General features: G+C 70.3%; 11 protein-coding genes. 3 read left to right on the forward strand and 8 right to left on the reverse strand.

Annotated features, from left to right (window positions below; genetic code table 11):
- Positions 1 to 32 precede the first annotated feature (32 nt).
- Entirely contained in the window at positions 33 to 1,340 is a 1,308-nt protein-coding gene (locus G537_RS0125475; RefSeq protein WP_026872518.1) for a beta-propeller fold lactonase family protein, read from the reverse strand.
- A gap of 127 nt (positions 1,341 to 1,467) precedes the next feature.
- Between G537_RS0125475 and G537_RS39825 the strand changes: the two genes are divergently transcribed.
- Positions 1,468 to 2,379, forward strand: coding sequence for a LysR family transcriptional regulator (locus G537_RS39825; protein WP_034852999.1), 912 nt, complete (start codon positions 1,468 to 1,470; stop codon positions 2,377 to 2,379).
- Here G537_RS39825 and G537_RS0125485 read toward each other — a convergent pair.
- From G537_RS0125485 to G537_RS0125500, 4 genes are all read right to left on the reverse strand, one after another.
- Positions 2,376 to 3,554, reverse strand: a complete 1,179-nt coding sequence (locus G537_RS0125485) for a helix-turn-helix transcriptional regulator (protein WP_026872519.1) — start codon at positions 3,552 to 3,554, stop codon at positions 2,376 to 2,378. The two genes, G537_RS39825 and G537_RS0125485, sit on opposite strands and share 4 nt — an antisense overlap.
- Positions 3,555 to 3,898: 344 nt before the next feature.
- A complete protein-coding gene (cobT, locus tag G537_RS0125490; protein WP_026872520.1) occupies positions 3,899 to 5,752 on the reverse strand; it encodes a cobaltochelatase subunit CobT in 1,854 nt (617 codons plus the stop codon).
- Positions 5,753 to 5,882: 130 nt separating this feature from the next.
- Positions 5,883 to 6,863 (reverse strand): cobaltochelatase subunit CobS, encoded by a 981-nt coding sequence (gene cobS / locus G537_RS0125495; RefSeq protein WP_026872521.1) that lies wholly within the window; start codon positions 6,861 to 6,863, stop codon positions 5,883 to 5,885.
- A 33-nt stretch (positions 6,864 to 6,896) separates the two neighbouring features.
- The gene (locus tag G537_RS0125500; protein WP_064742209.1) at positions 6,897 to 7,478 is read right to left on the reverse strand and encodes a J domain-containing protein; all 582 of its coding nucleotides are present in this window, start codon (positions 7,476 to 7,478) and stop codon (positions 6,897 to 6,899) included.
- A 165-nt stretch (positions 7,479 to 7,643) separates the two neighbouring features.
- Here G537_RS0125500 and G537_RS0125505 point away from each other — a divergent pair, with 165 nt between their 5' ends.
- Complete coding sequence (locus tag G537_RS0125505; RefSeq protein WP_026872523.1) at positions 7,644 to 7,922, forward strand: BolA family protein; 279 nt, start codon at positions 7,644 to 7,646, stop codon at positions 7,920 to 7,922.
- On the opposite strand, the gene G537_RS39830 is transcribed toward G537_RS0125505, so the two are convergent.
- From G537_RS39830 to G537_RS0125520, 3 genes are read right to left on the reverse strand one after another with little or no spacing between them, the layout of a single operon-like run.
- Positions 7,919 to 9,445, reverse strand: a complete 1,527-nt coding sequence (locus G537_RS39830; protein WP_051249128.1) for a sodium:solute symporter family protein — start codon at positions 9,443 to 9,445, stop codon at positions 7,919 to 7,921. The genes G537_RS0125505 and G537_RS39830 overlap by 4 nt on opposite strands.
- Before the next feature lie 3 nt (positions 9,446 to 9,448).
- Positions 9,449 to 9,652 (reverse strand): hypothetical protein, encoded by a 204-nt coding sequence (locus G537_RS0125515; protein ID WP_155888767.1) that lies wholly within the window; start codon positions 9,650 to 9,652, stop codon positions 9,449 to 9,451.
- Between the two features lie 50 nt (positions 9,653 to 9,702).
- Positions 9,703 to 10,800 (reverse strand): class II histone deacetylase, encoded by a 1,098-nt coding sequence (locus G537_RS0125520; protein WP_026872525.1) that lies wholly within the window; start codon positions 10,798 to 10,800, stop codon positions 9,703 to 9,705.
- Between the two features lie 154 nt (positions 10,801 to 10,954).
- Between G537_RS0125520 and G537_RS0125525 the strand changes: the two genes are divergently transcribed.
- Complete coding sequence (locus tag G537_RS0125525; protein ID WP_026872526.1) at positions 10,955 to 11,983, forward strand: response regulator transcription factor; 1,029 nt, start codon at positions 10,955 to 10,957, stop codon at positions 11,981 to 11,983.
- Positions 11,984 to 12,008 lie beyond the last annotated feature (25 nt).

Genomic DNA, 12,008 nt, shown 5'->3' on the forward strand with positions numbered 1-12,008 from the left:
GCGGGCCGCTCACCCGATCTGGGCGGCCCGGCCTACCGCGCGATCAGCGTGTGCACGCCCGGCGGCAATCCAATCCGCTGCCCGGTTGCCTCCAGCGTCGGCGTGTCGTCGGTCGAGATCCGCCAGATCTCGACGGCGCCGCCGGGCACAGGCTTACCATCACGGTAGCGGTTGACGCCCACGAACAGGGTGCGGCCGCTGCGGTCGAAAGCCAATCCCTGCGGCAGAACCGCGTCGATCGGCCATTCGCCCTGAGGCGTGAGGCGGCCGGTCTCGCCGTCCAGCGCGTAGAGGCTCAGCGACGCTTCGCGGGTCCAGTCCGGGGAGCCGTCGGGCTTGCCGGTTCCGCGCAGATTCGACGTCACCAGGAACAGGCCGTCCGGGCTGAAGGCGATGGTTTCGGATCCCCAGCCGCCCAGGGCGACGTGGGGAACGGTGTGGCGCGCCGCTTCCCCATCGCTGCCGACCGCGGCGAGGCGGATGGTGGTCAGGATCCCCTCCCGGACGCCGAAGAAGCCCTGCGTGTCGATGCCCCATTGCACGTCCGAGGTGACGTAGAACCGGCCGTCCGGCGAGAAGCGGCCGACGAAGGGGAATTTGTTGGTCTGCACCCGGTTGCCCCAGGGGCGGACAGCCGCGGCCGACCCAGCCTCGTCCCGCACGACCTCGAAGAAGGCGACCTGGGCGCGGTCGACGAGGTTGACGGCGATATAGCGACCGCCGGGATGCCATTGCACCCAGGTGGATTTCAGCGGGATCAGGCCGCCCGACGGCGGCAGGGCCAGGCCGAATCGCGCCACCGGGCCGAAGCGGCCGTCCCGCACCGGGACGAAGGAGAGCTCGCGGTCGGCATCCGTGGTGATGGCGACGATCAGACCGCCGTCGGGGCTCAGCTGGATCGCCTGGGGCTGGGTTCCGATCTCGACGCGGTCGATGACGGCGGGTTCACGGCCCGGCCGGATGTCGACCGAGCGCAGCTCGGTTCCCGGCACCAACTCGCTCAGCCGCGTCATCCCGGCGGCTCGCGGCCGGAATGTTTCCGCGACGAAGGCGATCCGGCCGTCATGCGACAGGTCGAGCGAGCCGGGCGGCCCGTTGGTCGAGTTCGAGATCGTCAGCGATCGCGTCGCGAACCGGCCGTCGTCATAGGAGACGACGGACAGCGTGTCGCGATGGTCCGGATCGGCCGGCCCGAGATCGCCCGTCTCATAGACGGTCGGCACCATATCGGTGTCCGACAGGGCCGCCAGGATGCCGCCGGACGCGGGAGTGTCCTGCGCCATGGCGCTGCCCTGGGTGACAAGTGCATAGAAAGCGGCAAGCAGGAAATGCGGGCGCATTGCGGTGATCCTCCCGTCAAGGCGACCGCCGTCGTCTCATATGAAGCTTCATTCTCCTAATCGATATTCGCCATACTGATATTTCTCATAGAAATAACTTCCGGCGCTCCTATCGCGGAATATCCCCATGAATCTCGCTGCCGTCGATCTGAACCTGCTGGTCGCCTTCGACGCGCTGCTGAGCGAAGGCAGCGTCAGCGGGGCGGCGGAGCGGATCGGGCTCAGCCAGCCCGCCATGAGCAAGCGCCTGGCGCATCTGCGCCGCCTGTTCGGCGACGAGCTGTTCGTCCGCCATGCCGACGGGGTCCGGCCGACCGAACGGGCGCTGGACCTAGCCGATCCGATCCGGTCGGCGCTGCGGCAGATCGAGGATGCCCTGGGGGGCCTCGGCCGCTTCCTGCCGGCGCGGTCGGGGCGCACGTTCCGGATCGCGACCACCGATCACATCGCTGCGACGCTGATGCCCGGCGTCATGGCCAGGCTGCGGGCCGAGGCCCCGAGGATCTCGATCGTGCTGCGGGCGCTGCACCGGCAGGAGCTCGTCGAGGCCCTCGAGAGGGGCACGGTCGATCTCGCCCTGACGATTCTGCCGGACGCGCCGGCGACGATCCGGCGCGCGCCGCTGTTCCATGTGCGCTGGGTGTCGGTGGTTTCGGCCGACCATCCGGAGATCCAGGACGGGCTGACCCTGGAGCTCTACCTGAAATACCCCCATCTGCTGGTCACCCATGTCGGCGATCTGAAGGGCTATATCGATCGGATCCTGGATGATCGCGGCCTGAAGCGGCATGTCGCGATGAGCCTGCCCTATGCGCTGGCGGTGCCTCGCATCATCGCCGGCACCGACATGATCTCGACCCTGTCCGACCATGTCCTCCGCATGACGGATTGGCCGGGCGTCCGCACCTTTCCCCTGCCCTTCGACTATTCGGGCTACGAGGAGACGATGCTCTGGCATCGGCGGAACGACAGCGATCCGGGCCATGGATGGCTCCGGCGCCTGCTATCGGATGCGGGTGGCCGGCTGGGGGGCGCTTAGCGCCCGGCCGCGGCGCGGGTGTCGGGGGCGGCGAAGCTGTGCAGCAGCAGGCGCACCAGCTCGGCCTGCCGATGCGTCTCGGTCTTCTCGAACACCTGCTTCAGGTAATGCCGGGCGGTGCCGATCGAGATGCCCAGGCTCTCGGCCGCCTCGGCCGGGCCAAGGCCGTCGGCGATCAGCGCCGCCAGGGCGGATTCGCGCCGGGTCAGCCCATAGGCGCTGGCCAGGCCGGCGGTGTCGATGCGGCCGCAGCGGTCGGGGTCGGAGATCAGCACCGCCACCGCGCCCGGCTCTCCGGGGGCCGGGCCGCGGCCGGGGCCGGGCGCCGGCACCACGGTCAGGATCAGCGGCCGGTTCGGCGGCCGCCGCGACACCGGGATGCGCAGCAGCGCGGCGGCGCCGCGGCCCAGCGCGGCGTCGGCCTCGTCCGGGCCGCCGGCCAGCAGCATCGCCGCGGTGATCGCCTGGTGCAGCGCCCGGGTCTGCGCCGGCAGGGTGGTGGCCAGGCCGTAGGCATCGGCCAGCAGCCCGTCGCGCGCGGCGATCACGGCCTCCGCCCGCTCGTTGCGGTAGACCGGCCGGCCGTGCCGGTCCAGCAGGATCAGGCCCAGGCCCAGCGCGTCGATCGCGGCCAGGGCGCCGGTCGTGAGCGGGTCGACGCTGGCCAGGCGGCGGTTCAGCTTGCCGGCCTTGGCCAGATGCGGCACCAGGACCTGCAACCGGCCCAGCTCCTCGGCGCCGAAGTCGCGCTCGTGCAGGGGGCGGCAGACGCGGATGGCCGACCAGCCGGACGGGCCGCGCCACGGCACCGCCACCGCCGCCAGCCCGCCGCCGATCGGCCGGATCAGCTGCTGGTAGAAGTCGGTCCGCTCATAGACCCGCACCGGCACCATGGAGGACTGGGTGCGGGCGGTGCCGGTCGGGAACCGCCGCATCTGCTCCGCCCAGAAATCGCTGTGCAGGATCCGGTCGCAGCGCTCGCCGTGCTGCCGCACATCCATGCGCGAGCAGGTGGACAGCTGGACGCCGTCCACGGTCGTGGTGGTGAACACGGCGTGCGAGCCGCCGACCAGGTCGCGCACGGCGTCCAGGCAGTGCGGCCACGCCTCCGGCTCCATCGCCGCGTCGTAGATCCGCTGCACGGTCCGGAGGATCGCCTGCGCGACCGCGGTCACCCGGCCGGCCCTTTCCCATGGCCCGTCCCGGCGGGGCGGCGCATCGGTCGCGAACCAACCGCCGCATGCTCGTCGCATTCAAGTCGATCACGGCATGACGGCATTCCTGTACTCCAAAATATCCTAGAACAGGAAAACAGACCATTAGTGGAACTAAGGAGTTCCTAAAAACAACTCCCGACGCCGCGGTTGAGCCATAGATGTCCTCTTCGCTCGGAGGGGCATATAATGTCCCTCCGAAGCCATTATGAACAGTTTTATTGTGGCGTCGATATGGAGCCGCGACGGCGAAGCCGGGGCGCTGCCGGTTCGCTTCGCCTGCGGCTCGCGATGGGCGGCGTGGCTCAGCTGGCCCGGCGCAGCGCCACCGCCTTCTTCGGCTCCTCGTCGAACAGCTCGGCCAGCTTGTCGATCATGGTGCCGCCCAGCTGCTCGGCGTCGACGATGGTGACGGCGCGGCGGTAGTAGCGGGTGACGTCGTGGCCGATGCCGATCGCCACCAGCTCCACCGGCGACCAGCGCTCGATGTACTCGATCACCTGCTTCAGATGCCGCTCGAGATAGTTGCCGGGGTTGACCGACAGGGTGGAATCGTCGACCGGGGCGCCGTCGGAGATCACCATCAGGATCCGCCGCTGCTCCGGCCGTCCGACGATGCGGTTGTGGGCCCAGAGCAGCGCCTCGCCGTCGATGTTCTCCTTCAGCACGCCTTCGCGCAGCATCAGGCCGAGATTCTTGCGGGCCCGGCGCCAGGGCGCGTCGGCGGCCTTGTAGATGATGTGGCGCAGGTCGTTCAGGCGGCCGGGATTCTGCGGCTTGCTCTGCTGGATCCAGCGCTCGCGCGCCATGCCGCCCTTCCAGGCGCGGGTGGTGAAGCCCAGGATCTCGACCTTCACGCCGCAGCGCTCCAGCGTCCGCGCCAGGATGTCGGCGGCGATCGCGGCGATGGTGATCGGCCGGCCGCGCATCGACCCGGAATTGTCGATCAGCAGGGTCACGACCGTGTCGCGGAAATCGGTGTCCTTCTCCTGCTTGAAGGACAGCGGCGTCAGCGGGTTGATCACCACCCGGGCCAGCCGGGCGGCGTCGAGGAGGCCCTCCTCCAGGTCGAAATCCCAGGACCGGGTCTGCTTCGCCATCAGCTTGCGCTGCAGCCGGTTGGCCAGCTTGGCGATCACGCCCTGCAGATGCTGCAGCTGCTGGTCCAGCATCAGGCGCAGCCGCGACAGCTCGTCCGCGTCGCACAGCTCCTCGGCCGGGACCACCTCGTCGAACTGGGTGGTGAAGGCCTTGTAGTTCAGTCCGTTCGGGTCGAGCGCCCCGGTCTGCTCGTCGCGCCAGGGCTGGCCGGGCGTCTCGGTGTCCTCGGTGGCGAACTCGTCGGCGTCGTCGGACGCCTCCTGCTCCGCCCCCTCGGCGTCGGTCTCGTCGCCGCTCTCCGGGTCGCTCTCGCTCTCGTCGGCGGTGGCGCTGACCTGCTCGCCCTCGCGGCCCTGCTCCTCCGGCTGCTCGCCCTGGGACTTGTCCTCGTCCTCGCCCTCCTCGTCCTCCTGCGCCTCGTCCTCCTGGCCGACATCGATGTCGAGCTCGGCCAGGAGGTGGCGGGCGCAGCGGGCATAGGCCTCCTGGTCCTCCATCGCGTCGGCCAGCTCGTGCAGCGACCGGCCGATGCGGCTCTCCAGCCAGGACCGCCAGAGGTCGGCGGCGTGGCGGGCGTTCGGCGGCGGCTTCTCGCCGGTCATCGCCTCGCGCGCGGCCAGCCGCACCGCCTCGGCCAGCGGCACCTGCTCGCGCTCGGTGACCCGGTCCAGCCCCTGGCGCTTGAATCGGTCGTCCAGCGCCGCCGCCAGGTTGCCGGCGACGCCGGCCATCTGGGTGGCGCCGATCGCCTCGCAGCGCGCCTGCTCCAGCGCCTCGAAGGCGGCGCGGGCAGCCTCGCCCTGCGGCATGCGGGCGGCGTGCAGCCTGGCGTTGTGGTGCTTCAGGCGCAGGGCCACGGCATCGGCGGCGCCGCGCACCTTGGCCACCTCGGCGGTGGTCAGGAGCCGCGAGGGCTGCGGCAGGCGGGCGCGGGTGCCGGCGACGCCGGGCGGCTCGCTGGAATAGGCCACGGTGACGTCGGGCCGCTCGGCGATGGCCCGCACCGTCGCCGTGGTGGCGCGCTTGAACACCTCGATCGGGCTGTCGTCCTGGGGCATCGCCTGCTTCGTCTCTACGGCCTTCGCCGCTGTCTCTTTGGTCTGTCATTGCCGGGCTTGACCCGGCAATCCAGAGGGTCTCGACAGTTTCTGGATGCCCGGGTCAAGCCCGGGCATGACAGGAAAAGTCTTACGCCAGATGGGCGCGGACGCCGCTTTCCGGCAGCTCGGTGCCGAAGCAGCGCTGGTAGTACTCGGCCACGGTGGACCGCTCGACCTCGTCGCACTTGTTCAGGAAGGTCAGGCGGAAGGCGAAGCCGACATCGCCGAAGATGCGCGCATTCTCGGCCCAGGTGATCACCGTGCGCGGCGACATCACGGTCGAGATGTCGCCGCCGATGAAGCCGGCGCGGGTCAGGTCGGCCAGGCGGACCATGGCGTTGACCTTGGCGCGGCCGTCCTCGGTGTCGAAGTCCGCCACCTTGGCCAGCACGATCTCGACCTCGGCGTCGTGCGGCAGGTAGTTCAGCGTGGCGACGATCGACCAGCGGTCCATCTGGCCCTGGTTGATCTGCTGGGTGCCGTGGTAGAGGCCGGTGGTATCGCCGAGGCCGACGGTGTTGGCGGTGGCGAAGATGCGGAAGGCCGGGTGCGGGCGGATCACCCGGTTCTGGTCCAAGAGGGTCAGCTTGCCCTCGACCTCCAGCACGCGCTGGATCACGAACATCACGTCCGGCCGGCCGGCGTCGTATTCGTCGAACACGATGGCGCAGGGGTTCTGCAGCGCCCAGGGCAGGATGCCCTCGCGGAACTCGGTCACCTGCTTGCCGTCGCGCAGCACGATCGCGTCCTTGCCGACCAGGTCGATGCGGCTGATGTGGCTGTCGAGGTTGACGCGGATGCAGGGCCAGTTCAGGCGGGCCGCCACCTGCTCGATATGGGTCGACTTGCCGGTGCCGTGATAGCCCTGGATCATCACCCGCCGGTTGTGGGCGAAGCCGGCCAGGATGGCCATGGTGGTGTCGCGGTCGAAGCGGTAGGCGCTGTCGACCTCCGGCACGTGCTGCGTCGCGGCGGAGAAGGCCGGCACCTGCAGGTCGCTGTCGATGCCGAAGGTCTGCCGCACGGACACCTTGATGTCGGGCAGCGTCGTGGAGGTGTCAGCGCTCATGATCCAGTCGAAGTCCAAATTCCAGAGTAGGGTCTACGAGGCGAAGCCGGCCTTCAGCACGCTGTAGGCGTGGTTGATGGACTTGAACTTCTCCTCGGCGTCGCGGCTGCCGCCATTGGCGTCCGGGTGGTGCAGTTTGACAAGCGTCTTGTAGCGCGCCTTGAGGGTTTTCAGGTCGAAGGGAGGAGAGAGCTCGAGCGTCTTCATCGCGCTCTCCTGCTCGGTCAGCGGACGGCCCTGCTTCGCCTCCTCCTGCGCCTCGCGGCCGGCGTGGAACGGGTTGTCGCCCGCGCCGTTGGCGAAGCTCTCATAGATCCGGGCGCGCAGCCGCTGCTCGGCCCGCCAGGACCCCATCGGCCAGGTCGGCCGGTCCCACACCGTGTCGCGCCGCGCCTCGCGCTCGATCTGATCCGGGCTCATGCCCTGGTAATAGTTCCAGCTGCGGTTGTATTCCCGCACATGCTCCAGGCAGAACCACCAGTAGTCGTTCAGCCGCTGCCGCGATTTCGGTGCCCGGAACTCCCCGGCGCCGGCGCAGCCCGGGTGGTCGCAGCGGCGCGTTGCCGGCGCCGGCTCCTCGAATGCCCGGTACTCTCTGCGGTTCGCGGTGGCCATGCTGCGAGTATGGGGAGGGCTCATTCGCCTGACAAGCCGAGGCGGCGGAAATCTGCCTTGCCCTCGTGTCGCAGCATCGGGCCTTGCGTCATACGGGAATATAGGATGCAGGTCTCCCGTCGCGGTGCCGTCTCTGCTATCACCGCGGGAAGGAGGACGGACCCGATGCAGATCGCCGACCGCATGCGCCGCAAGATCGAGGAGGCGCTGGCCCCGGCCCAGCTCGAGATCATCGACGACAGCCACCGCCATGCCGGCCACGCCGGCCATGACGGGCGGGGCGAAAGCCATTTCCGGGTGCTGATCGTCTCCGACGCCTTCGCCGGCAAGTCGCGGGTGGAGCGGCAGCGGCTGGTCTACGACCTGCTGTCGGCCGAGCTGAAGGACCGGGTGCACGCCCTGTCGCTGACCACCCTGACGCCGGCGGAGGCGGAGCGCGCCTAGTCGCGCACCGGGGCGAGGCCGCCCGCCGGCAGCGCCTCGCTCTCCGGCCCTGCCTGCCCGAGCTCCCGGAACAGCCGGTCGATGCGGGCGCGCTCCGCCGCGTCCTGCGGCAGGGCGTAGGACAGGGCGACATAGACCAGCGTGTTGACGGCGAGGCCGACGACGCCGGAGGTCAGGCCGCCGAGCTCGCGGATCGACACCGGGTACAAGAGCTGCAGCACCACGGCGACGGCGAAGCCGGTCAGCATCCCGGCCAGGGCGGCCGCGGCGTTGCCCCGGCGCCAGAAGATGCCGAGATACAGCGCCGGGGCCAGCTGGACGATGCCCTGGTAGGAGGCCAGCGCCAGGGTCAGCAGCCCGGCCGTGACGTTCACCGTCAGCACGGCGCCGATCACGGCCAGCACGGTCGCGGCCACGATCGCCGCCCGCGCGGTCCGGGTGGTCGTCGCCTCGTCGGCGCCGCCGATATGGATCACGTCCTGCGCGGTGTGGGTGCCGATCGCCGCGGTCAGCGCGTTGACGTTGCCGGCCGTGGCGGCGAAGACGGCCGTCCCGGCCAGGGCCAGGACGAAGGGCCCGCCATGCGCCGCGGTCAGGAACCAGACATTGTCGGGGGCGGCGGCGACCTCGGGCAGCTGGTGCGCCAGCATGCTCATGGTCAGCAGGATGGCCAGGAACAGCAGCATGATCGGCGCCGCCTTGACGGCGGAGTTGCGCACGGCCTGGGCGCTCCGGGCCGTGAACAGGCGGACGAAGATGTCCGGCCAGCACCAGGACCCCAGCGCCCCGGTGGCGACGATCGACAGATAGTACAGCGGGCCGAGGCCGCTGCCGGGGCCGGGCAAGGCGGCGAAGTCCGGCGGCAGGGCGGCGAAGCCCAGGCCCTGCGACATCAGCCAGACGATCAGGCCGAGGGCGACGAGGCCGCCGACGCCATAGGCGAAGATGCCCTGGACCATGTCGGAGATGACGATGCCCCGCATGCCCAGCCGCACGGTCCAGATCTGGCGGATGCCGAGCACGGCGATGCCGGCGAAAACCGCGAGCGTCGGCGAGACCGCGCCGAAGGAGAGATAGGAGAACACCAGCCCCAGCGACTGGAAGCCCAGGATCAGCCAGGGGAAGCTGGCCACCACCCCGATCAGCGCGGCGACGATGCGCACGGCCTTGGAGTTGTAGCGCATGCCGACGAAATCGGCCTGGGTGCGCAGGTTGAACGCCCGGCCCCAGTCGAACACCTTCTGGGCCATGAACAGCATGAACAGCACGGCCAGAAGGGAGTAGGAGACGACGTAGTAGCCGATCACCCCGGCCGAGGCGGCGAGGCCGGCGAAGGCGATGAAGATGGTCCCGGGCAGCCAGGTGTTCAGGAACGCCATGGCCTGGAACCAGGACCCGAAGGACCGCCCGGCGACCGCGTAGTCGGTGAAGTCGCCGCCGGCGGCCCGCCGGGTGCGTTCGAGGACCAGGATCACGCCGATGAAGAAGACCGCCAGGGTGCCGTAGCCGATGAGGAACTCCATCGCCTACTCCTCCCCGGCGTCGTGGTTGGCGCGGTTCAGATAGATGACCGTGCCGGTCAGCAAGAGGCTGCTGCCCAGGAAGAAGGCCAGGGCCATCGCCAGGTTGCCCGCCGCGAAGGCCAGGTGGATCGGCGGGAACAGCACCACGATCAGATTGACCCAGATCAGCAGGGTGCCCCGCGCCCTGCCGGCTCTCCGTCCGTTCATCATCGCCCCCTGTTTGGTTGTTCTTGAGATCCCGGCCCCTGGCCGGGGCGCTACAGCTCGAAGCTCTCCGCCACCCGCGCCACCAGCGCCTTCTGATGGTCCTGCAGCTCCTGCCCCGGCAGCCCGGCCCAGGCCGCCAGGTAGGGGTCGGTCACGCCGGTGCTGACGCCGCTCAGCGTCTCCACCACCGCGAGGCCGCAGAACGGCACGTAGAAGGGCGAATAGCCGCCCTCATGGCTGATCACCAGCCGGCCGCCGCAGACCGCGTCGGCCAGGTCCATCAGCCGGCGGGTCATGGCGGCGTAGGAGGTCGAGACCAGCAGCATCCGCCCCAGCGGGTCGGCGTTGCTGGAATCGAAGCCGCTGGCGACCATGATCAGGTCCGGCCGGAACCGCTCGATGGCGGGCAGGACGACGCGGTCGAAGGCGTGGAGATAGGCGCCCTCGCCGGACCCCGCCGGCAGCGGGATGTTGATCGCCGACCCGTCGCCGGCGCCCCTGCCGCGATCCGTGACCTTGCCGGTGTCGGCCGGGAAGTTGCCGTCCTGGTGCAGCGAGATGGTCAGGACGTCCGGGTCGGTCTCGAAGCAGGCCTCGGTGCCGTTGCCGTGGTGGACGTCCCAGTCGACCACCACGACCCGCCCGATGCCGAGCTTCGCCCGGGCATGGGCGATGGCGACGGCCACATTGGCGAACATGCAGAAGCCCATCCCCGTCTCCGGCCGGGCATGGTGCCCGGGCGGCCGGACCAGGGCGTAGGCGTTGCGCACCTCGCCGCCGACCACGGCGCGCAGCGCGCTGATCGTGCCGCCGGCCGCGAGGCAGGCCAGCTCGAAGCCGCCGAAGCCGAAGGGGGAGGAGCCGTCGCCCATGTCGCCGCCGCGGATGTCGCGGCTCAGCGCCTTCATCGCCTCGATATGGTCGCGGGTGTGGATGCGCAGCAGGTCCTCCTCGGTCGCGGCGACGCAGTCGATGCGCTTCAGCGCCCTGGCGATGCCGGAGACCTCGACCAGCGAGGCGAAGCGGGCCTTGGATTCGGGCGACTCCAGGTGCTGCAGCGGCTGGATGAACTCGCCTTTCAGGAAGCCGCCGGCGGTTCCCGTGTCGTGCCAGCCGAACCGCTCGTGCCACAGCCATCCCGTCGCCATTCCTCGGCTCCTCCCCGTTGGATGTCGATCGACTCTAGCCCTCCGCGCCCGGTCCAGAATGGTGCAGATGCACTATGGCGGGCGCCGTCCGGGGCCGTCCCGGCCGCTTGCCGGGGCGCCGCGGCGACGCTAGCGTTCCGGGAGACAGCCCGGGATGGCGCGCGTGACCTCGAAGCTGCCCCTGTTCTCCCAGTTCGTGACCGACCTGCACAGGATCGGCCGCGAGGGCGACGGCGGCATCCCGGCCTGGGGCTTCGACCGGCTGCGCTCCATCCTCGGCTTCGACTGCGCCTGGTACGGCTGGGCGCGGTTCGAGCCGGGGCGGACGGTGGTGCACGCCTCGTCGACCATGGACCTGCCGGGCGACTTCGTCCGCTTCTGGACGACGATCGAGAACCAGGACCTCGTCGCCCGCAGCCTGCGCGAGACCCGCAGCGGCGTCAGGACCTATGACCGGAACCAGCCGGTGCAGACCGACGGGATGATCGAGCTGGCGGAGCGCTACCGGATCCGGAAATGGGCCAGCGCGATGCATTGCCGGCCGAACCGCACCACCGTCTTCTTCGCCTCGATCTACCGCGGCGACACCCGCCCGCCGGACTGGGAGGCCGAGGACCTGCACTTCCTGCAGGGCGCGGTCGACCACATCTTCCTGGCGGTCCAGGCCTCGGCGCGGCGCGGGGCGGAGCCCGCATCGGCGGACGGGACCACCCTGCTGGTCGACCCGTCCGGCTTCGCCTATCTCGGGCTCGAGGCCTCGGAAGGCATGCTGAAGTCCGTATGGCCGGGCTGGACCGGGGAGCGGCTGCCGGCCCCCCTGCGCCGGCTGCTGCAGCGCCCCGGGACCGTCACGCTGAAGGGCGACGGCGTCGTCGTCTCCTGCGAGCGCGCCGGCGACGCCGGGGAGCAGTCGGAGCTGGTGCGGCTGCGGCTCAGCCCGATCGCCGGGCTCGACCGCCTCACCCGGCGCGAGCGCGAGGTGGCCCTCCTCCTCGCCGCCGGGGCGACGCACAAGCAGGCCGCGCAGGCGCTGGGCTCCGCGCCCGCCACGATCCGGAACCAGACGCAATCGATCTACGAGAAGCTCGGCATCCGCTCTCGCGCCGAGCTGGCCGGCGCGGTCCACGGCCGGGCGGCGAAGGAGCGGGTTCACGCCGGGTCGCCGCCCATCAGATCCCGGTGAATCAAAGATCGTTTAATAAGTGAGT

It is taken from the genome of Inquilinus limosus DSM 16000, assembly GCF_000423185.1.
GTDB classification, from domain to species: domain Bacteria; phylum Pseudomonadota; class Alphaproteobacteria; order DSM-16000; family Inquilinaceae; genus Inquilinus; species Inquilinus limosus.

What these genes read in the sequence shown, in the direction of transcription:
- G537_RS0125475 (WP_026872518.1), bottom strand. Translation starts at nt 1,340, where the DNA reads ATGCGCCCGCATTTCCTGCTTGCCGCTTTCTATGCACTTGTCACCCAG.
- G537_RS39825 (WP_034852999.1), top strand. Translation starts at nt 1,468, where the DNA reads ATGAATCTCGCTGCCGTCGATCTGAACCTGCTGGTCGCCTTCGACGCG.
- cobT (WP_026872520.1), bottom strand. Translation starts at nt 5,752, where the DNA reads ATGCCCCAGGACGACAGCCCGATCGAGGTGTTCAAGCGCGCCACCACG.
- cobS (WP_026872521.1), bottom strand. Translation starts at nt 6,863, where the DNA reads ATGAGCGCTGACACCTCCACGACGCTGCCCGACATCAAGGTGTCCGTG.
- G537_RS0125500 (WP_064742209.1), bottom strand. Translation starts at nt 7,478, where the DNA reads ATGGCCACCGCGAACCGCAGAGAGTACCGGGCATTCGAGGAGCCGGCG.
- G537_RS0125505 (WP_026872523.1), top strand. Translation starts at nt 7,644, where the DNA reads ATGCAGATCGCCGACCGCATGCGCCGCAAGATCGAGGAGGCGCTGGCC.
- G537_RS39830 (WP_051249128.1), bottom strand. Translation starts at nt 9,445, where the DNA reads ATGGAGTTCCTCATCGGCTACGGCACCCTGGCGGTCTTCTTCATCGGC.
- G537_RS0125515 (WP_155888767.1), bottom strand. Translation starts at nt 9,652, where the DNA reads ATGAACGGACGGAGAGCCGGCAGGGCGCGGGGCACCCTGCTGATCTGG.
- G537_RS0125520 (WP_026872525.1), bottom strand. Translation starts at nt 10,800, where the DNA reads ATGGCGACGGGATGGCTGTGGCACGAGCGGTTCGGCTGGCACGACACG.
- G537_RS0125525 (WP_026872526.1), top strand. Translation starts at nt 10,955, where the DNA reads ATGGCGCGCGTGACCTCGAAGCTGCCCCTGTTCTCCCAGTTCGTGACC.